Genomic DNA, 19,267 nt, shown 5'->3' with positions numbered 1-19,267 from the left:
TTATGGCAACATTAACTGCAAAGAACCTTGCAAAGGCCTATAAGGGCCGCCGTGTGGTGGAAGATGTCAGTCTGACCGTCAACTCCGGGGAGATCGTCGGTCTGCTTGGTCCTAACGGTGCGGGCAAGACAACGACATTTTACATGGTGGTCGGCATTGTCCCGCGCGATGCGGGCAACATTATCATTGATGACGAAGATATCAGTCTGCTGCCACTGCATGCGCGCGCGCGTCGCGGCATCGGCTACCTACCGCAGGAAGCGTCTATTTTCCGTCGCCTGAGCGTGTTTGATAACCTGATGGCGGTACTGCAAATTCGTGACGATCTCACCAGTGAGCAGCGGGAAGATCGCGCCAATGAGCTGATGGAAGAATTCCATATCGAACATCTGCGTGACAGCATGGGCCAATCGCTCTCCGGTGGTGAACGACGCCGTGTGGAAATCGCCCGCGCGCTGGCCGCGAATCCGAAATTTATCCTGCTTGATGAACCGTTTGCCGGTGTTGACCCGATTTCCGTTATCGATATCAAACGGATCATCGAACACCTGCGCGACAGCGGGCTTGGGGTGTTGATTACCGACCATAACGTCCGCGAAACGCTGGCAGTTTGTGAGCGCGCCTATATCGTGAGCCAGGGACACCTGATCGCCCACGGCACGCCAACAGAAATACTGCAGGATGAGCACGTTAAGCGCGTATACCTTGGGGAAGACTTCAGACTCTGATAGGGTAGAAGACTTCACGTCACCGCAGGAGAAAACAACTCTGAACATGAAGCAAGGTTTGCAACTCAGGCTTAGCCAACAACTGGCGATGACGCCTCAGCTACAACAGGCGATCCGTCTGTTGCAGTTGTCCACGCTGGAACTTCAGCAAGAACTTCAGCAAGCGCTGGAAAGTAACCCACTGCTCGAGCAAACCGATCTTCACGACGAAATTGATACCCAGGAAAAACAGGACAGCGAATCCCTCGATACCGCAGATGCGCTCGAACAAAAAGAGATGCCAGAGGAATTGCCGCTTGACGCCAGTTGGGATGAAATCTACACCGCCGGTACGCCTTCAGGCACCAGCGGAGATTACATTGACGACGAACTGCCTGTTTATCAGGGGGAGACCACGCAATCGCTGCAGGATTACCTGATGTGGCAAGTGGAGCTGACCCCGTTCTCGGATACCGATCGCGCCATTGCGACATCAATTGTTGATGCGGTTGACGAAACCGGTTATCTCACCGTGACCTTGGACGATATTCTCGAAAGCATGGGCGATGACGACGTCGGTATGGATGAAATCGAAGCCGTGCTTAAACGCGTTCAGCGCTTTGATCCCGTTGGCGTGGCAGCCAAAGATCTGCGTGACTGCTTACTGATCCAACTTTCGCAATTTGATAAGTCCACACCATGGCTGGAAGAAGCGCGCCTGATCATCAGCGATCACCTCGATCTGTTAGCCAACCATGACTTTCGCTCGCTGATGCGCGTAACCCGACTGAAAGAAGACGTGCTGAAAGAAGCCGTCAACCTCATCCAGTCGCTCGATCCCCGCCCAGGACAGTCGATCCAAACCGGCGAGCCGGAATACGTCATCCCGGATGTGCTGGTGCGTAAGCATAACGATCGTTGGGTGGTCGAACTCAACGGCGACAGCATTCCACGCTTGCAGATTAACCAGCACTACGCCGCGATGTGCAATAGCGCGCGCAACGATGCCGACAGCCAGTTTATTCGTAGCAATTTGCAGGATGCGAAGTGGCTGATTAAAAGTCTGGAAAGCCGCAATGATACGCTTCTGCGCGTCAGTCGCTGTATCGTTGAACAGCAGCAGGCCTTCTTTGAGCAAGGCGAAGAATTTATGAAACCGATGGTGCTGGCGGATATCGCCCAGGCCGTCGAGATGCACGAATCGACCATTTCCCGAGTGACCACGCAAAAGTATTTGCACAGTCCGCGCGGCATATTTGAACTGAAGTATTTCTTTTCCAGTCACGTTAACACTGAAGGCGGGGGCGAAGCCTCATCCACAGCGATCCGCGCACTGGTGAAGAAATTAATTGCTGCGGAGAACCCCGCGAAACCGCTGAGTGATAGCAAGTTAACCTCTATGCTGTCGGATCAGGGTATCATGGTGGCGCGCCGCACCGTTGCGAAGTACCGAGAGTCTTTATCCATTCCGCCGTCTAACCAGCGCAAACAACTGGTGTGACCCAACCGATAAGGAAGACACTATGCAGCTCAACATCACTGGAAACAACGTCGAAATCACGGAAGCTCTGCGCGAGTTTGTTAATACCAAATTCGCCAAGCTTGAACAATATTTCGACCGGATTAATCAGGTCTATATTGTGTTGAAAGTGGAGAAGGTTACACATATCTCGGATGCAACACTGCATGTAAACGGTGGTGAAATTCATGCCAGCGCGGAAGGTCAGGATATGTACGCCGCCATTGACGGTTTAATTGATAAACTGGCTCGGCAGTTAACAAAACATAAAGATAAACTGAAACAGCACTAACTTGTCCGGGCAGTTAGCGGGTGCAGGACGGCCTGTTGTGCAGCACAACGGGCCATTTGTACAGTTAGCGCTTAGGTGAAATTATGACAAATAACGATACGACTCTACAACTGAGCAATGTTCTTAACCAGGAATGTACGCGCGCGGCCGTTCACTGCCAAAGCAAGAAACGCGCACTGGAAATCATCAGTGAACTGGCGGCAAAACAGCTCAGCTTGCCCTCTCAGGTGGTATTTGAAGCCATTCTGACGCGTGAAAAAATGGGCAGTACCGGCATCGGTAATGGTATTGCCATCCCGCACGGCAAGCTGGAAGAAGACACGATGCGCGCGGTTGGCGTGTTTGTGCAACTCGAAACCCCCATCGCCTTCGACGCCATTGATAATCAGCCCGTCGATCTGCTTTTCGCCCTGCTGGTCCCGGCAGACCAAACCAAGACGCATTTGCATACATTATCGCTGGTCGCCAAACGTCTGGCAGATAAAGCCATCTGCCGTCGCCTGCGCGCCGCACAGAGTGACCAGGAGTTGTATCAAATCATCACGGACACCGAAGGTGGACAGGATGAAGCATAACAACCTAATGGCATCCTTTTTTGTCGTTGTGAGGAGAAACAGTACATGGTACTGATGATCGTCAGCGGTCGTTCAGGGTCAGGCAAATCCGTTGCCCTGCGTGCGCTGGAAGATATGGGTTTTTACTGCGTGGATAACCTTCCCGTAGTGTTGTTGCCCGATCTGGCTCGTACACTGGCCGATCGCCAGATTTCTGCGGCCGTCAGCATTGATGTGCGTAACATGCCGGAATCCCCGGAGATTTTCGAGCAGGCAATGAACAATCTGCCTGAAGGCTTCTCACCGCAGTTGCTGTTCCTTGATGCTGACCGTAACACGCTGATTCGCCGCTACAGCGACACGCGTCGTTTACACCCCCTCTCCAGCAAAAACTTGTCGCTGGAAAGCGCTATCGATAAAGAAAGCGATTTGCTGGAGCCGCTGCGTTCCCGCGCAGACCTGATTGTTGATACCTCCGAAATGTCCGTACACGAACTGGCGGAAATGCTGCGTACCCGACTGCTGGGCAAACGTGAACGTGAATTGACGATGGTATTCGAATCCTTTGGTTTCAAACACGGTATCCCGATTGACGCGGACTACGTCTTTGACGTGCGCTTCCTGCCCAACCCACACTGGGATCCGAAGCTGCGCCCGATGACCGGTCTTGACCGCCCTGTCGCCGCCTTCCTCGACAGGCACACAGAAGTACACAATTTTATCTACCAGACCCGCAGCTATCTTGAGCTATGGTTACCCATGCTGGAGACCAACAACCGCAGCTACCTCACTGTAGCCATCGGCTGTACCGGCGGGAAACACCGTTCGGTGTATATTGCAGAGCAGTTGGCAGACTACTTCCGCTCACGCGGTAAAAACGTGCAGTCACGCCATCGTACGCTGGAAAAACGTAAATCATGACCGTGAAGCAAACCGTTGAAATCACTAATAAGCTGGGCATGCATGCCCGGCCAGCAATGAAACTTTTTGAATTGATGCAGGGTTTCGAAGCAGAAGTTTTGCTGCGTAATGATGAAGGAACGGAAGCCGAGGCAAACAGCGTTATCGCGCTGCTGATGCTGGATTCTGCGAAGGGGCGGCAGATAGAAGTTGAAGCCACAGGCCCGCAGGAAGTTGAAGCTCTGGCCGCGGTGGTTGCCCTGTTTAATTCAGGGTTTGACGAAGATTAATCGAGTACACAGAACGTAGCCAGTAGGCCGGATAAGGCGTTTACGCCGCATCCGGCAATAACTCCGCTAATACAGCTTATTTTCCCGCATAAACGACTCACCGCCTAACTGGCGCATTTGGCGCATAATCCACGCCTGACGGCTACGCACATAACCCGAAGGCGCATTCGCTTTAAAACGTAAAGGATTAGGTAGGACCGCCGCCAGCAAGGCCGCTTCAGACATACTCAAGCGACTGGCAGGCTTATGAAAATACCGCTGCGCCGCCGCCTCCACGCCAAAAATGCCGTCGCCAAACTCCGCAACGTTCAGATAGACGGTCAGAATACGTTTCTTGCTCCAGACCGTTTCCATCCCCAGCGTGAGCCCGGCTTCAAGGCCCTTACGCACCCAGCTACGTCCATCCCACAGAAAGAGGTTTTTTGCCGTCTGTTGCGATAACGTTGACGCCCCGCGAATACGGTTTTCATTACGTTCATTATGCGCCAGAGCTTTCTCGATGGCAGAGACATCGAATCCCCAATGGTCAGGGAACTTCTGGTCCTCGGCGGCAATCACCGCCAGCCCCATCCACGGTGAGATCTCATCCATACTCACCCAGTCCGAGTGCGCCACATACCCGAAATCACCGGATAACCATGCGCCCAGTTGCCGTTCGACCATCACCGCTGAGAACGGCACCGGCATCACGCTGAAAAGGGCGATGCCCCCGCCCCAGAATACGGCGAGGACGATAACCGCCCGTAGAAAGATACGCCGCAGAAAAGCGGTAACGCCTGTTCTCATTCAACCAACACCAGCACACGCGAGACCAGTTTATCGATGCCACTCGCGGCCTGAGCGATATCCTGCGCCAGCATATAGGCGGGCGTGGTGACAATTTTGTTGTCTTCATCAACGACAATGTCATCAACCGGACAAGGCACATGTTCAGCGCCCATCTCCTCCAGTACCTCTGCCGTATCGATATCCGTGCCAATGGTCAGACGCAGCGGAAAATCAAAAATTTTGGGTAACATGGCGGGCGCAATACACATAAATCCCAACGGTTTCCCCATCTGATGCATGGCAACTGCCAGCGCGGCTAAATCACTGTCAACCCGGCATTCGCTGCCCTGGCTGGCAAAATTACTCAGATTTTTGGCGGCGCCAAACCCACCCGGCACGATCAACGCATCCAGTTCCGTTGAAACCGCCTGAGCAAGCGGGCGAATCTCGCCGCGTGTGAGGCGAGCGGCTTCAATCAGGACATTGCGTGTTTCCGACATCGGCTCACCGGTCAGATGATTAATCACATCAGCTTGTTGTTTATCCGGTGCGAAGCAGACGGCCTGCGCGCCATTGCGGGCAATGGCCAGCAGCGTGAGTACGGTTTCATGGATCTCTGCACCGTCATACACACCGCATCCGCTGAGCACGACTCCCACTTTTTTCATCGTGATACTCCTTTCTCAACTGGCTGAAACATATTAGTTATTATGATTTAAATGCTACGCTTCACACATTTAACTGATTCATGTAACAAATTATTTAAGATTTGCTATCTTAACTGCGTGCGGCCTGAAAAATAGGGCTGTGCCTTTGTAAACAATGACAATAAGTTACGGCGCAGCCACGATTTCCCTGGTGTTGGCGCAGTATTCGCGCACCCCGGTCAAGCCGGGGTCATTTTTTTTCCACACTCGCCACCCAGGCTTTTAGTACCGCCACGTCGTGCTGCCACTCCTGCTTCATCTCTTCAATCCATTCAGCAACGTTATCTTCCCAGGCTGGAAGATCTGGCGACTGGATTTGCTGACCTAACTGTTGCAGATGGCGCAGCCCCACCGAACCTGCCGCACCTTTAATTTTATGACCTTCCTCAACCACGCCTTTTTTATCACGTGCAGTCAGATTGGATTCCAGCACGCTCAAATATCCCGGCATCATCTTCTCAAACACCGCCAGCCCGTCGGTAATTAACTTCGGTCCCACCAGCTCGAGGTATTGTTCCAACATAGGAATATCTAACAGCGCTTGCGATTTACTGCTCTCTTCAGATGTCACAGTGCTCTCCTCTTTGTTTCGGGTATCCCAGTATTTTTTGATCATGGCGGTTAAAGCCGGGACTGACAGCGGCTTACTCAGCACGTCGTCCATTCCCGCATCCAGATACTCTTTTTTATCTTTCAGAACGTTGGCGGTAAGGGCCACCAGCGGCGGCAGATCTTCACGCGCGTATTTTTGCGTAAGCTCGCGGGAGATATCCAGCCCGGTCATATCCGGTAGCTGAATATCCAGCAATACCAGGTCATATTCACCCGGCGTGAACATTTCCAGCGCGGCTTTCCCGGTCATGGCGACATCCACGCTATTACCCAGTTTTTCCAGCACTGAGCGCGCGACAATGACGTTCAGTTCAATGTCTTCCACCAGCAGGACATTCAGGGCGGGCAGCGGCATGTCATCGTCTTCAAAAGCGTCTTCAATCTCTTCCGCTACCGCAGGCGCATGCACAGTCAGCGTAAAGACAGAGCCTTTACCAGCCTGGCTGGAGACCGTAATATCGCCGCCCATATTTTTCGCCAGACGCTTTGATACGGCCAGACCAATCCCGGTTCCTGTTGCCGGTTTGCCGCCGTTACTGTCCTTCACCTGATAATACATGGCGAAGATTTTATCCTGTTCATCCTGCGGAATGCCGATCCCGGAATCTTCTACCTCGAAATGCAGCATATTCCCCTGGTCATAGCGCGCCCGCACGGTCACCAGCCCCTGCTGGGTAAACTTCACGGCGTTGCTGATCAGATTCCACAGAATCTGGCGCAAACGCGTGCCGTCGGTAATCACTTTATGCGGCAACGGTAGCGTTGGCTCAAGCACAAAACGCAGCCCTTTTTGCTGTGCCTGCAGGCCAGAGAGGTTTTCCAGATCCGCCATAAAGCTGGTGAAATCGATCGGCTGGTTATCGAGCTGGACTTTACGCCGCTCCATCTTATCCATATCGATAATATCGTTGAAAATATTGCCCAACGTCACGGCAGAGACATGGATAGTTTTCAGGTATTTTTCCTGCTCGGCGGTCAGATCCGTATCCAGCAGGATCCGGCTTAAGCCAACGATGCCGTTCAGCGGCGTACGCAGCTCGTGACTGATGGTAGAAATAAACGTGGTCTTATCGCGGCTGGCGCGTTCAAGTGCGTCCTGATAACGCTTACGTTCGGTAATATCGCGACCAAAGCCCATCAGGCCATGACGTTTACCAACGCGGTCGTAGTAAGGCACTTTACGAATTTCAAAGCAGGCTTTGCGTCCATCCGGATAGTCCAGCCACTGTTCATAGGTGAGCGAGACGTTATGACGAAACACCTTCTCGTCGGTCTCAATAACTTTTTCAGCCGCCTCAGGGGAGTAAACGTCAGCCGGTTTCAAATTCACCAGTTGCTTTTCGCTCTTGCCGGTCAGCAACTCCATGGCGCGGTTACAGCCGGAAAATTCTTTATCTTCATTACGATAAAAGACCAGGTCCGGCGAGGCATCAAGGAAAGAGCGTAAAAATGAAGACTGTTGCTCAAGCTGAATCTGCGCTTCTTCGCGCTCTTTGATTTCGACCTTCAGCTGCTCAAACGTTTCCTGGCGCTCCGCTTCAGCTTTTTCGCGCTCAACAATTTCCTGATTGAGCTGGGCGATATTATCTTTCAACTGCACATTGAGCTTGAGATCGCGCTCGCGCATCTCTTCCAGCTTTTGCACCAGCCGTGACAGACGCTGCCGGGATTCCTCCAGTTGCTCCACCACCACTGACAAAAAATAGACGGCCCAGGGGGTAATTAACAGACCAAAAAAGATAGAGCGGATGACATCAATGCTTTCTACCTGGCCATGCAGCACCATGGTGACAGCCATTTGCACCACAATTGCCAACACGACCAAAGCCAGCGCTAATAGCAGCGAAAAGCGCACCAGACCTAACTTCATCATCAGGTCGACATAATATTGCGCCAGCATACGAATTTGCTTCATAGAGGGTTCCTTCACGACAACTTGGCACAATAATACTCAATTCTCAGCGTGACGTTGAAGATTGTGCAAGAAATGCGGCGGTTATCGGTGAAATGACCGAGGAGTGGTTCATCGTAGGCCGGATAAGGCAAAGTCGCCATCCGGCCTACATGACTACAGATGGTTAGCTCTCCGGCTGAATCCACGGCGTACCCAGCGCCGAGCCTTGCACGCCGTGCTCGTTAAGGTACTTATCCAGTTCGACCATCCCCGTCCAGCGATTTTCACACCATAGCGGCGCCAACAGCGTTGGGCGACGCGCGCTGGCGGAAATACGATGATAAATCACCTCCGGCGGCGTATGGCGGATCATCTCACCTGCGGTAATCGTGTAGTCGTCCAGTTCAATCCCGTTCAGCCGCCCGGCTTCCCAGGCTTTTGCCATCGTACTGCCTTTCACAATATGCAGCGGATGCAGCTTAATACCGTCAACGCCCGTCTCCACCACGCGTTCCATGGTTTGCAGACATTCTGCCTGCCCTTCTCCCGGCAGACCGACGATCAGATGCGAGCACACTTTCAGCCCGCGCTCGCGCGCCAGCCGCGTGGTGTTTTGGTAGCAGGCGAAATCATGGCCGCGGTTAATTCGGTGCAAGGTTTTGTCATGCGCGGTTTGCAGACCGAGCTCCAGCCACACTTCATAGCCCAGGTCTTTATACTCGCAAAGCAGATCAAGCACCGCTTCCGGCACACAGTCGGGGCGTGTCCCAACGCATAACCCAACGATACTGGCCTGGCTGACCGCCTGTTGATACATCGAACGCAGCACCTGTACTTCAGCAAAGGTGCTGGTGTAGGCCTGGAAATAGGCCAGATAGCGTTTCGCACGATTGACCAGGTGCGCCTGATGTTCAAGCTGCTCGGCAATGGAATGGTGCTGCTGCGCTTCATCGGCAAACGAGGCGACATTACAGAAAGTACATCCGCCGCGCCCGATGGTGCCATCGCGATTTGGACAGCTAAAGCCGCCGTGCAGCGTGAGTTTATGAACCTTTTGTCCATAACGGCGAGAAAGATCCCCACCAAACATATTGACTAATTTCTGTAACTGCATAATCTGGTAGACCGCGCCTTGAAAAGAGGCCAAAGCCTGCCATTTTTTGCCCCAGTCGGCGATGACCTGGATCAATCGCCCTGGCGAGCCTTTATTTATTGCATAACAAATCAAAATAATCGAAATTTCATTCACTAAAAAGGTAATTACTTTTCCTTATATTCGACTCTTTTTTTTATCTTCTTATACTCTTTGCATAAAAACAGTATCTTTAAGACGCCAAAACTTTAAAAACCAGCATAAAATGCCAAGCATCTTGATAAACAAAGGCAGGACGAGGGATATACAGCCGTTCTGACAGTGAGACAGATCACACTTCCCTGACCGTTCCCCCTACGTTAAACCTATGTAAAAAACCCTTTTATTTCAGCAATTTCATAAAGTTAATTGCCCCATAGCACATTTTTGCATAAATAAGATTGCCATTTGACCTGTGTGTGGATTCCCGATAACGTGGAAATCCGCTGGAAGCTTTCTGGATGAGCAGCCTGCTCATCATATTTATGCAGTAATTGAGATTCCCTCTGAAGCAAGTCCTCAAACTTGTTTGACCTGTGCGAAAAGGATAAAGAGGGCGAATGCGAGGTAAGCGTATGCACGCAAACCCCGTCGCCATGCTCTTGGTGTGCCCGTGCGCAACGGTTCAGATGGGAATCCCGCAGAGCCTGGGGAGGTTCACTCATATGTTGTACGATAAATCTCTTGAGAGGGATAACTGTGGTTTCGGCCTGATCGCCCACATAGAAGGCGAACCTAGCCACAAGGTAGTGCGTACCGCCATACACGCACTGGCCCGCATGCAGCACCGTGGCGCAATTCTTGCCGATGGAAAAACCGGCGATGGTTGTGGCCTGCTGTTACAAAAACCGGATCGCTTTTTCCGCATCGTGGCGCAAGAGCGCGGCTGGCGTTTAGCCAAAAATTACGCCGTCGGCATGATCTTTTTAAATAAAGACGCTGAACTGGCGGCAGCCTCTCGTCGCATAGTCGAAGAAGAATTACAGCAGGAGACCCTGTCGATTGTCGGCTGGCGCGACGTGCCGACCAACGAAGGTGTTCTCGGTGAAATCGCTCTATCCTCCCTGCCTCGTATTGAGCAAATTTTCGTTAACGCCCCTGCGGGTTGGCGCCCACGTGATATGGAACGCCGCCTGTTCATCGCCCGCCGTCGTATTGAAAAACGCCTCCTGCAAGATAAAGACTTCTACGTCTGTAGCCTGTCGAATCTGGTGAACATTTATAAAGGTCTGTGTATGCCGGCGGATCTGCCGCGCTTTTACCTGGACCTCGCGGACCTGCGTCTGGAATCGGCCATCTGCCTGTTCCACCAGCGCTTCTCCACCAACACCGTGCCGCGCTGGCCGCTGGCGCAGCCGTTCCGCTACCTGGCGCACAATGGCGAAATCAACACCATCACAGGTAACCGCCAGTGGGCGCGCGCCCGTACCTATAAATTCCAGACGCCACTGATCCCTGACCTGCATGACGCGGCGCCGTTCGTCAACGAAACCGGCTCCGACTCCAGCTCCATGGATAACATGCTGGAGCTGCTGCTGGCGGGCGGGATGGACATCATCCGCGCCATGCGCTTACTGGTGCCGCCGGCCTGGCAGAACAACCCGGATATGGATCCGGAGCTGCGCGCGTTCTTTGACTTCAACTCTATGCACATGGAACCGTGGGACGGCCCGGCGGGCATCGTCATGTCCGATGGTCGCTTTGCCGCCTGTAACCTCGATCGTAACGGCCTGCGCCCGGCGCGCTACGTCATCACCAAAGACAAGCTGATTACCTGCGCCTCTGAAGTCGGGATCTGGGATTATCAGCCGGATGAAGTGGTGGAAAAAGGCCGCGTCGGCCCTGGCGAGCTGATGGTTATCGACACCCGCAGCGGCCGCATTCTGCACTCAGCGGAAACCGATAATGACCTGAAAAGCCGCCACCCCTACAAAGAGTGGATGGAGAAAAACGTTCGTCGCCTGGTGCCGTTCGAAGAGCTGGCTGACGATCAGGTCGGCAGCCGCGAGCTGGACGATGATACCCTCGCCAGCTACCAGAAACAGTTTAACTACAGCGCCGAAGAGCTGGATTCCGTCATTCGCGTGCTCGGTGAAAACGGCCAGGAAGCGGTCGGCTCAATGGGTGACGATACCCCGTTTGCCGTGCTGTCCAGCCAGCCGCGCATCATTTATGACTACTTCCGCCAGCAGTTCGCGCAGGTGACTAACCCGCCGATCGACCCGCTGCGTGAAGCGCACGTTATGTCGCTGGCCACCAGCATCGGTCGCGAAATGAACGTCTTCTGCGAAGCCGAAGGTCAGGCACACCGTCTGAGCTTTAAATCGCCGATCCTGCTGTACTCCGATTTCACCCAGCTCACTACCATGAAAGAGGAGCATTATCGCGCTGACCGGCTGGATATCACCTTTGACGTGACCGAAACCACGCTTGAAGAGACCGTCAAAGCCCTGTGCGATAAGGCGGAACAGATGGTACGTAATGGCACGGTACTGCTGGTGCTCTCTGACCGTAACATCGCGAAAAACCGCTTGCCGGTTCCGGCACCGATGGCCGTGGGCGCAGTGCAAACGCGTCTGGTAGAACAAAGCCTGCGTTGCGACGCCAACATCATCGTCGAAACGGCGAGCGCGCGTGACCCGCACCACTTCGCGGTGCTGCTCGGCTTCGGTGCGACGGCCATTTATCCGTATCTGGCGTATGAAACGCTGGGGCGTCTGATCGACACTCAGGCGATTGCCAAAAATTACCGGACCGTGATGCTGAACTACCGTAACGGCATCAACAAAGGTCTGTACAAGATCATGTCCAAAATGGGCATCTCAACCATCGCCTCTTACCGCTGCTCGAAGCTGTTTGAAGCCGTTGGTCTGCACGATGATGTCGTGGCGCTGTGCTTCCAGGGCGTAGTCAGCCGCATCAGCGGCGCAGCTTTTACCGACTTCCAGCAGGATCTGCTAAACCTCTCGAAACATGCCTGGCTGGCGCGGAAACCGATTAGCCAGGGCGGTTTGCTGAAGTACGTCCACGGCGGCGAATACCACGCTTACAACCCGGACGTGGTACGCACGCTGCAACAGGCTGTACAAAGCGGCGAATACAGCGACTATCAGGAATATGCCAAGCTGGTCAATGAGCGTCCGGCGGCCACGCTGCGCGATCTGCTGGCGATTACGCCTGGCGATGAAGCCGTGAGCATTGACGAGGTAGAGCCCGCGAGCGAATTATTTAAACGCTTTGATACCGCAGCCATGTCTATCGGCGCATTAAGCCCGGAAGCACATGAGGCGCTGGCGGAAGCGATGAACAGCATCGGCGGTAACTCTAACTCCGGCGAAGGCGGCGAAGATCCTGCGCGTTATGGCACCAACAAGGTATCGCGTATTAAGCAGGTGGCTTCCGGTCGCTTTGGCGTAACCCCGGCGTACCTGGTCAACGCCGACGTCATTCAGATTAAAGTCGCTCAGGGCGCGAAGCCGGGCGAAGGCGGTCAGTTGCCGGGTGATAAAGTTACCCCGTACATCGCCAAACTGCGCTATTCGGTGCCGGGGGTGACGCTGATCTCCCCGCCGCCGCACCACGATATCTACTCTATCGAGGACTTAGCGCAGCTGATTTTCGACCTTAAACAGGTTAACCCGAAAGCGATGATCTCGGTGAAGCTGGTGTCCGAACCGGGTGTCGGCACCATCGCCACCGGCGTGGCGAAGGCCTATGCGGATCTGATCACCATCGCCGGCTACGACGGCGGCACCGGCGCAAGCCCGCTCTCCTCTGTGAAATATGCGGGCTGCCCATGGGAGCTGGGTCTGGTGGAAACCCAGCAGGCGTTGGTCGCCAACGGTCTGCGTCATAAGATTCGTCTGCAGGTCGATGGCGGTCTGAAAACCGGCGTGGATATCATTAAAGCGGCGATTCTTGGCGCGGAAAGCTTTGGTTTCGGCACCGGCCCAATGGTCGCGCTGGGCTGTAAATACCTGCGTATTTGCCATCTGAATAACTGCGCAACCGGCGTGGCAACTCAGGACGACAAACTGCGTAAGAACCACTATCACGGTCTGCCGTTCAAAGTGACCAACTACTTTGAATTTATCGCCCGCGAAGTACGCGAGCTGATGGCCGAGCTGGGCGTGAAACGTCTGGTGGATCTGATTGGTCGTACCGACCTGCTCAAAGAGCTGGAAGGGTTTACCGCCAAACAGCAGAAGCTGGAGCTGTCGCGTCTGCTGGAAACCGCCGAGCCGCATCCTGGTAAGGCGTTATTCTGCACCGAGAACAACCCGCCGTTTGATAACGGCGTGCTGAACGCACAGCTACTGCAACAGGCAAAACCGTATGTCGACGAGCGCCAGAGCAAAACCTTCTGGTTCGATATCCGCAACACCGACCGTTCCGTCGGCGCGTCGCTGTCTGGCTATATTGCCCAAACCCACGGCGATCAGGGCCTGGCATCTGACCCAATTAAAGCGCACTTCAACGGTACTGCAGGCCAGAGCTTTGGCGTGTGGAACGCGGGCGGCGTCGAGCTGTATCTGACCGGCGATGCCAACGACTATGTCGGCAAAGGTATGGCGGGCGGCCTTATCGCGATTCGTCCGCCAATAGGTTCCGCATTCCTCAGTCATAAAGCGAGCATCATCGGTAATACCTGCCTGTACGGCGCCACCGGCGGTCGTCTGTTTGCGGCAGGTCGTGCGGGCGAGCGCTTTGCGGTGCGTAACTCCGGCGCAATCACCGTGGTGGAAGGTATCGGCGACAACGGCTGCGAATACATGACCGGCGGCATCGTCTGTATTCTCGGCAAAACGGGCGTTAACTTCGGGGCAGGTATGACGGGCGGATTCGCCTACGTACTGGATGAAGATGGCGATTTCCGCAAGCGCGTGAACCCGGAACTGGTGGAAGTGCTGGACGTTGATTCTCTTGCCATTCACGAGGAACACCTGCGCGGTCTGATTACCGAGCACGTACAACATACCGGCTCTTCACGCGGCGAAGAGATCCTGGCTAACTGGCCAGCATTCTCAGCGAAATTCGCGCTGGTAAAACCAAAATCCAGTGATGTGAAAGCACTGTTGGGTCACCGTAGTCGTAGCGCAGCAGAGCTGCGTGTGCAGGCGCAGTAAGGGGTAGCAGCAATGAGTCAGAACGTATACCAATTTATCGACCTGCAGCGCGTTGATCCGCCGAAGAAACCGCTGAAGATCCGTAAGATCGAGTTTATCGAGATCTACGAGCCTTTTTCTGAAGGCCAGGCGAAAGCGCAGGCGGATCGCTGCCTGTCCTGCGGCAACCCGTACTGCGAGTGGAAGTGCCCGGTGCATAACTACATCCCAAACTGGCTGAAGCTGGCCAACGAGGGGCGTATTTTTGAAGCGGCTGAGCTGTCACACCAGACGAACACCCTGCCGGAAGTTTGCGGCCGCGTCTGCCCGCAGGATCGTCTGTGTGAAGGATCCTGTACCCTGAATGACGAGTTCGGCGCGGTGACCATCGGTAACATCGAGCGCTATATCAACGATAAAGCGTTCGAAATGGGCTGGCGCCCGGATATGACCGGTGTGCGCCAGACGGACAAACGCGTGGCGATTATCGGTGCGGGGCCGGCGGGCCTGGCCTGCGCTGATGTGCTAACCCGCAACGGCGTGAAGGCAGTGGTGTTTGATCGTCATCCGGAGATCGGTGGTCTGCTGACCTTCGGCATTCCGGCTTTCAAGCTGGAGAAAGAGGTCATGACCCGCCGCCGTGAAATCTTCACCGGCATGGGTATTGAGTTCAAACTCAACGTGGAAGTGGGCCGTGACGTCCAGCTCGACGACCTGCTGAAGGATTACGACGCGGTATTCCTTGGCGTAGGTACTTATCAGTCGATGCGCGGCGGACTGGAGAACGAAGACGCTTCCGGCGTATTCGACGCCCTGCCATTCCTGATCGCCAATACTAAACAGTTGATGGGCTTTGGCGAAAGCAGCGACGAGCCGTACATCAGCATGGAAGGCAAACGCGTCGTCGTTCTCGGCGGTGGCGATACGGCAATGGACTGCGTGCGCACTTCGGTTCGCCAGAACGCAGCACACGTAATCTGCGCCTATCGCCGCGACGAAGAGAACATGCCGGGTTCCAAGCGCGAAGTGAAAAACGCGCGTGAAGAAGGCGTGGAATTCCAGTTCAACGTCCAGCCGTTAGGCGTGGAAGTGAATGCCAACGGTAAAGTATGCGGCGTGAAAATGGCGCGTACCGAAATGGGCGAACCGGATGCGAAGGGTCGTCGCCGCGCGGAGATCGTCGCCGGTTCCGAGCACGTTGTACCGGCGGATGCGGTGGTACTGGCGTTTGGTTTCCGTCCGCACAGTATGGAATGGCTGGCAAAACACAGCGTCGAACTGGATTCTCAGGGCCGGATTATCGCCCCTGAGCGCAGTGACATCGCCTTTCAGACCAGCAACCCGAAAATCTTCGCCGGTGGCGATATCGTGCGCGGTTCTGATCTGGTGGTCACCGCGATTGCCGAAGGTCGTAAAGCGGCTGACGGGATTCTGAATTATCTGGAAGTGTAACTCTTCGGGCTCCCCTACCACAGCCTGACGCTGATGGATGGGGAGCTAATATTTTTCCGCTTACATGGTCAGCTTACTGGTATTACTCACAGACGAACTTATTCGTTCGCAAACCATGCTGGAAACTCAACTCACACACGGTGGTTCACTGACGACGGAGAAAAATTAGCGAAACCATTAACCCCATGAATAATCATCAAGAAAACATCACACGAAAACGTTTGCTTTATTCTGAGAACTGTATATTATGCGGCGGATTTTTTGGGCAAAATTCATGGAGGCGTTGTGTCGCAGGACAACAATTATAGCCAGGGCCCCGTCCCTCTGGCGGCGCGAAAAGGCGTGATACCACTAACGTTTGTTATGTTGGGGCTCACATTTTTTTCCGCCAGTATGTGGACCGGTGGCACACTCGGTACCGGTCTTTCTTATAATGATTTTTTCCTCGCAGTTCTCTTCGGTAATCTTCTCCTCGGTATTTACACTGCATTTCTCGGTTTCATCGGCGCAAAAACCGGACTCTCCACCCACCTCCTTGCTCGTTACTCATTTGGCGTGAAGGGTTCCTGGCTTCCTTCACTGCTATTAGGCGGCACCCAGGTAGGCTGGTTTGGCGTGGGTGTGGCCATGTTTGCCATCCCGGTTGGCAAAGCGACGGGGATTGACGTCAATATCCTGATTGCGGTTTCCGGCCTGCTGATGACGATGACTATCTTTTTTGGCATCTCGGCACTGACCATTTTATCTATCATCGCCGTGCCCGCCATCGTCATTCTTGGCAGCTACTCCGTCTGGCTTGCGGTGAGCGATGTCGGCGGTTTAGACCATTTAAAAGCGATTGCGCCGCAAACGCCGCTTAATTTCTCCACCGCTCTGGCGCTGGTGGTAGGCTCGTTTGTCAGCGCCGGGACGTTAACTGCTGACTTCGTTCGCTTTGGCCGCAATGCCAAAGGCGCGGTGCTGATTGCCATGGTCGCTTTTTTCCTTGGCAACTCGTTGATGTTTATCTTCGGTGCGGCGGGCGCTGCTGCAGTCGGACAAGCAGATATTTCTGACGTGATGATAGCCCAGGGCCTGCTGCTGCCAGCAATTGTGGTGCTCGGCCTGAATATCTGGACCACTAATGACAATGCGCTGTACGCATCGGGTCTGGGATTTGCCAATATTACCGGCCTTTCCAGCCGTACGCTGTCGGTGGCTAACGGCATTATCGGCACACTGTGCGCGCTGTGGCTTTACAATAACTTTGTTGGCTGGCTAACATTTCTGTCGGCAGCGATTCCGCCGATTGGCGGGGTGATTATCGCCGACTATCTGCTGAACCATCGCCGATATGCCGATTTCAGCAAAGCACGATTTATGACCGTCAACTGGATAGCTATTTTGTCCGTTGCGCTGGGCATCGCCGCCGGTCACTATATTCCCGGTATTGTGCCAGTCAACGCCGTACTCGGCGGCGTATTCAGCTATATCCTGCTGAATCCACTTTTCAATCGCAGCCTTGCTAAATCACCAGAGGTCAGCCATGCAGAACAATAACATCACCATCCGTCAGGCGCGTTTACAGGGACGCGAAGGATTATGGCAGCTCACGATTGAAAACGGGCGCTTCAGCCGGATTGAGCCTCAGGACGCAGCTCCATTGCCGCAGGGCGAAGTACTTGATGCCGAGGGTGGTCTGGCAATCCCACCGTTCGTTGAGCCACATATCCATCTGGATACCACGCAAACCGCGGGTGAGCCGAGCTGGAACCAGTCTGGTACGTTGTTTGAGGGTATTGAACGCTGGGCCGAGCGTAAGGCAATGCTGACTCACGAAGACGTAAAAGCGCGCGCGATGCAAACCCTGAAATGGCAGATGGCTAATGGCATCCAGTATGTCCGTACCCACGTTGACGTTTCCGATCCTACGCTAACGGCTTTGAAAGCCATGCTGGAAGTGAAGCAAGAGGTCGCGCCGTGGGTAGAGCTGCAAATTGTCGCATTCCCGCAAGAAGGTATTCTGTCTTATCCCAACGGTGAAGCGCTGTTAGAGGAAGCCGTGCGTTTGGGGGCCGATGTCATCGGCGCGATTCCCCACTTTGAATTTACGCGTGAATATGGCGTGGAGTCGCTGCACAAAATCTTCGCCCTGGCGCAAAAATACGACCGACTTATCGATGTGCACTGCGACGAAATTGACGATGAGCAATCACGCTTTGTTGAAACCGTCGCGGCGCTGGCGCATCGCTACAATATGGGCGAGCGCGTGACTGCCAGTCATACCACGGCAATGCACTCCTATAACGGCGCATATGCTTCCCGTCTTTTCCGCCTGTTGAAAATGTCCGGCATTAACTTTGTCGCCAATCCACTGGTGAATATTCACCTGCAAGGACGCTTTGACACTTATCCTAAACGCCGCGGCGTCACGCGCGTCAAAGAGATGCTGGAATCGGAGATCAACGTCTGCTTCGGTCATGATGACGTCTTCGATCCGTGGTATCCATTAGGCACGGCAAATATGTTACAGGTGCTGCATATGGGGTTACACGTGTGCCAGCTAATGGGATACGGACAGATAAATGATGGACTGAATCTGATCACTACCCACAGCGCGAAAACCCTGCACCTGCAGGACTATGGCCTGAGCGTGGGGAACACCGCGAATCTGGTGATTTTACCGGCTGAAAATGGATTTGACGCGGTTCGTCGCCAGACGTCTGCGCGGTATTCTATTCGTCATGGGCGAGTCATAGCCGAGACAGTCCCCAGCCAAACCACGCTGCACTTGACGCAGCCGGAAGCGGTGACGTTTAAGCGCTAAATTGTTATATCCCGTGTCGGATGGCGCCAACCTTGTCATCCGACACCGTCTCTCTCATCGTCAGGCGTGTAACAAGCTGGCGCGCACCTTAATCACGACTTTTTTGATTTCCCCTGGGTCCCCCACTGCACAACCCGGTTTATGCGGTTCACCCGGCATAAAAATTGCGAATCTTCCCGGCTTTAAGGTGAGCGCCTGCTCATCGGCAATGTGATTGCACAGTTGATAATCGTCCTCAGCATGTATCTCTTCGCACTGGCGAGCAGAATCGGTCATCCCGAACAGAATGCGTTCTTCACCGGACAACAGCACCTGAATATCAATGTACTGCTGATGCAGCTCCGCTTTCTTTTGCTCTGGGCTCTGCGTGACGAACTGCATGACGTTCATAAAAATATTATCGCCCTGCAGCTCATAGCATCCTGGTACTTTCTCCTGCGGCCTTGCCGCAACGGCCAGCGTTAGCGCTTCCTGCAATACCGGATGTAATCCGGAAGAAGGCAGTGAACGCAGCTCATCGGTCATCATC

The 19,267-nt window shown here is 54.1% G+C and carries 15 protein-coding genes and 1 pseudogene; 11 read left to right on the top strand and 5 right to left on the bottom strand.

All coding sequences use genetic code 11. The features are described 5' to 3' along the window. Positions 1-2 precede the first annotated feature (2 nt). The 6 genes from lptB (at position 3) to npr (ending at position 4,262) form a co-directional block, all read left to right on the top strand. Complete coding sequence (gene lptB / locus FDW97_RS02950) at positions 3-728, top strand: LPS export ABC transporter ATP-binding protein (protein ID WP_003025073.1); 726 nt, start codon at positions 3-5, stop codon at positions 726-728. A gap of 46 nt (positions 729-774) precedes the next feature. Beyond that, positions 775-2,208: an RNA polymerase factor sigma-54 gene (gene rpoN, locus FDW97_RS02945; RefSeq protein ID WP_038634272.1), complete on the top strand. Its 1,434-nt coding sequence runs from the start codon at positions 775-777 to the stop codon at positions 2,206-2,208. A gap of 22 nt (positions 2,209-2,230) precedes the next feature. Beyond that, the gene (hpf, locus tag FDW97_RS02940) at positions 2,231-2,518 is read left to right on the top strand and encodes a ribosome hibernation promoting factor (RefSeq protein WP_038634275.1); all 288 of its coding nucleotides are present in this window, start codon (positions 2,231-2,233) and stop codon (positions 2,516-2,518) included. Between the two features lie 83 nt (positions 2,519-2,601). Beyond that, positions 2,602-3,093, top strand: coding sequence for a PTS IIA-like nitrogen regulatory protein PtsN (gene ptsN, locus FDW97_RS02935; RefSeq protein ID WP_038634278.1), 492 nt, complete (start codon positions 2,602-2,604; stop codon positions 3,091-3,093). Between the two features lie 45 nt (positions 3,094-3,138). Next, positions 3,139-3,993: an RNase adapter RapZ gene (gene rapZ, locus FDW97_RS02930; protein ID WP_003025085.1), complete on the top strand. Its 855-nt coding sequence runs from the start codon at positions 3,139-3,141 to the stop codon at positions 3,991-3,993. After that, positions 3,990-4,262, top strand: coding sequence for a PTS phosphocarrier protein NPr (gene npr, locus FDW97_RS02925; RefSeq protein ID WP_003025086.1), 273 nt, complete (start codon positions 3,990-3,992; stop codon positions 4,260-4,262). The genes rapZ and npr overlap by 4 nt, the downstream gene beginning before the upstream one ends. Before the next feature lie 66 nt (positions 4,263-4,328). Here npr and mtgA read toward each other — a convergent pair whose 3' ends face one another. The 4 genes from mtgA to FDW97_RS02905 all read right to left on the bottom strand — a co-directional run bounded on the left by mtgA (position 4,329) and on the right by FDW97_RS02905 (position 9,357). Beyond that, positions 4,329-5,048: a monofunctional biosynthetic peptidoglycan transglycosylase gene (gene mtgA / locus FDW97_RS02920; protein WP_038634281.1), complete on the bottom strand. Its 720-nt coding sequence runs from the start codon at positions 5,046-5,048 to the stop codon at positions 4,329-4,331. Continuing rightward, the gene (gene elbB / locus FDW97_RS02915; RefSeq protein WP_110496732.1) at positions 5,045-5,698 is read right to left on the bottom strand and encodes an isoprenoid biosynthesis glyoxalase ElbB; all 654 of its coding nucleotides are present in this window, start codon (positions 5,696-5,698) and stop codon (positions 5,045-5,047) included. Before elbB ends, mtgA begins: the two co-directional genes overlap by 4 nt. Before the next feature lie 229 nt (positions 5,699-5,927). Further along, positions 5,928-8,264: an aerobic respiration two-component sensor histidine kinase ArcB gene (gene arcB / locus FDW97_RS02910; RefSeq protein ID WP_137350627.1), complete on the bottom strand. Its 2,337-nt coding sequence runs from the start codon at positions 8,262-8,264 to the stop codon at positions 5,928-5,930. Between the two features lie 163 nt (positions 8,265-8,427). Beyond that, positions 8,428-9,357 (bottom strand): TIGR01212 family radical SAM protein, encoded by a 930-nt coding sequence (locus FDW97_RS02905; RefSeq protein WP_121529605.1) that lies wholly within the window; start codon positions 9,355-9,357, stop codon positions 8,428-8,430. Positions 9,358-10,040: 683 nt separating this feature from the next. Here FDW97_RS02905 and gltB point away from each other — a divergent pair. From gltB to FDW97_RS02885, 5 genes and pseudogenes are all read left to right on the top strand, one after another. Continuing rightward, positions 10,041-14,501 carry a glutamate synthase large subunit gene (gene gltB, locus FDW97_RS02900; protein WP_137350626.1) on the top strand — a complete coding sequence of 1,487 codons (4,461 nt, stop codon included), beginning with the start codon at positions 10,041-10,043 and terminating at the stop codon, positions 14,499-14,501. 12 nt (positions 14,502-14,513) lie between these two features. Then, the gene (locus FDW97_RS02895) at positions 14,514-15,932 is read left to right on the top strand and encodes a glutamate synthase small subunit (protein ID WP_038634296.1); all 1,419 of its coding nucleotides are present in this window, start codon (positions 14,514-14,516) and stop codon (positions 15,930-15,932) included. A gap of 82 nt (positions 15,933-16,014) precedes the next feature. Continuing rightward, positions 16,015-16,101, top strand: a pseudogene (locus FDW97_RS23585) (hypothetical protein); the annotation flags it as partial. 116 nt (positions 16,102-16,217) lie between these two features. Beyond that, positions 16,218-17,471, top strand: a complete 1,254-nt coding sequence (gene codB, locus FDW97_RS02890; RefSeq protein ID WP_085048636.1) for a cytosine permease — start codon at positions 16,218-16,220, stop codon at positions 17,469-17,471. After that, positions 17,458-18,738, top strand: a complete 1,281-nt coding sequence (locus tag FDW97_RS02885; RefSeq protein WP_085048635.1) for a cytosine deaminase — start codon at positions 17,458-17,460, stop codon at positions 18,736-18,738. Before codB ends, FDW97_RS02885 begins: the two co-directional genes overlap by 14 nt. A 60-nt stretch (positions 18,739-18,798) precedes the next feature. On the opposite strand, the gene nanQ is transcribed toward FDW97_RS02885, so the two are convergent. Next, positions 18,799-19,266: an N-acetylneuraminate anomerase gene (gene nanQ / locus FDW97_RS02880; RefSeq protein WP_038642896.1), complete on the bottom strand. Its 468-nt coding sequence runs from the start codon at positions 19,264-19,266 to the stop codon at positions 18,799-18,801. Position 19,267 lies beyond the last annotated feature (1 nt).

It is taken from the genome of Citrobacter sp. wls708 (assembly GCF_005281255.1).
Classification (GTDB): domain Bacteria; phylum Pseudomonadota; class Gammaproteobacteria; order Enterobacterales; family Enterobacteriaceae; genus Citrobacter; species Citrobacter werkmanii.
This window is presented reverse-complemented; position numbering and strand designations above follow the sequence as displayed.

Coding starts and splice junctions, on each gene's coding strand:
- lptB (WP_003025073.1), top strand. CDS start 3: ATGGCAACATTAACTGCAAAGAACCTTGCAAAGGCCTATAAGGGCCGC.
- rpoN (WP_038634272.1), top strand. CDS start 775: ATGAAGCAAGGTTTGCAACTCAGGCTTAGCCAACAACTGGCGATGACG.
- hpf (WP_038634275.1), top strand. CDS start 2,231: ATGCAGCTCAACATCACTGGAAACAACGTCGAAATCACGGAAGCTCTG.
- ptsN (WP_038634278.1), top strand. CDS start 2,602: ATGACAAATAACGATACGACTCTACAACTGAGCAATGTTCTTAACCAG.
- rapZ (WP_003025085.1), top strand. CDS start 3,139: ATGGTACTGATGATCGTCAGCGGTCGTTCAGGGTCAGGCAAATCCGTT.
- npr (WP_003025086.1), top strand. CDS start 3,990: ATGACCGTGAAGCAAACCGTTGAAATCACTAATAAGCTGGGCATGCAT.
- mtgA (WP_038634281.1), bottom strand. CDS start 5,048: ATGAGAACAGGCGTTACCGCTTTTCTGCGGCGTATCTTTCTACGGGCG.
- elbB (WP_110496732.1), bottom strand. CDS start 5,698: ATGAAAAAAGTGGGAGTCGTGCTCAGCGGATGCGGTGTGTATGACGGT.
- arcB (WP_137350627.1), bottom strand. CDS start 8,264: ATGAAGCAAATTCGTATGCTGGCGCAATATTATGTCGACCTGATGATG.
- FDW97_RS02905 (WP_121529605.1), bottom strand. CDS start 9,357: ATGCAGTTACAGAAATTAGTCAATATGTTTGGTGGGGATCTTTCTCGC.
- gltB (WP_137350626.1), top strand. CDS start 10,041: ATGTTGTACGATAAATCTCTTGAGAGGGATAACTGTGGTTTCGGCCTG.
- FDW97_RS02895 (WP_038634296.1), top strand. CDS start 14,514: ATGAGTCAGAACGTATACCAATTTATCGACCTGCAGCGCGTTGATCCG.
- FDW97_RS02885 (WP_085048635.1), top strand. CDS start 17,458: ATGCAGAACAATAACATCACCATCCGTCAGGCGCGTTTACAGGGACGC.
- nanQ (WP_038642896.1), bottom strand. CDS start 19,266: ATGATGACCGATGAGCTGCGTTCACTGCCTTCTTCCGGATTACATCCG.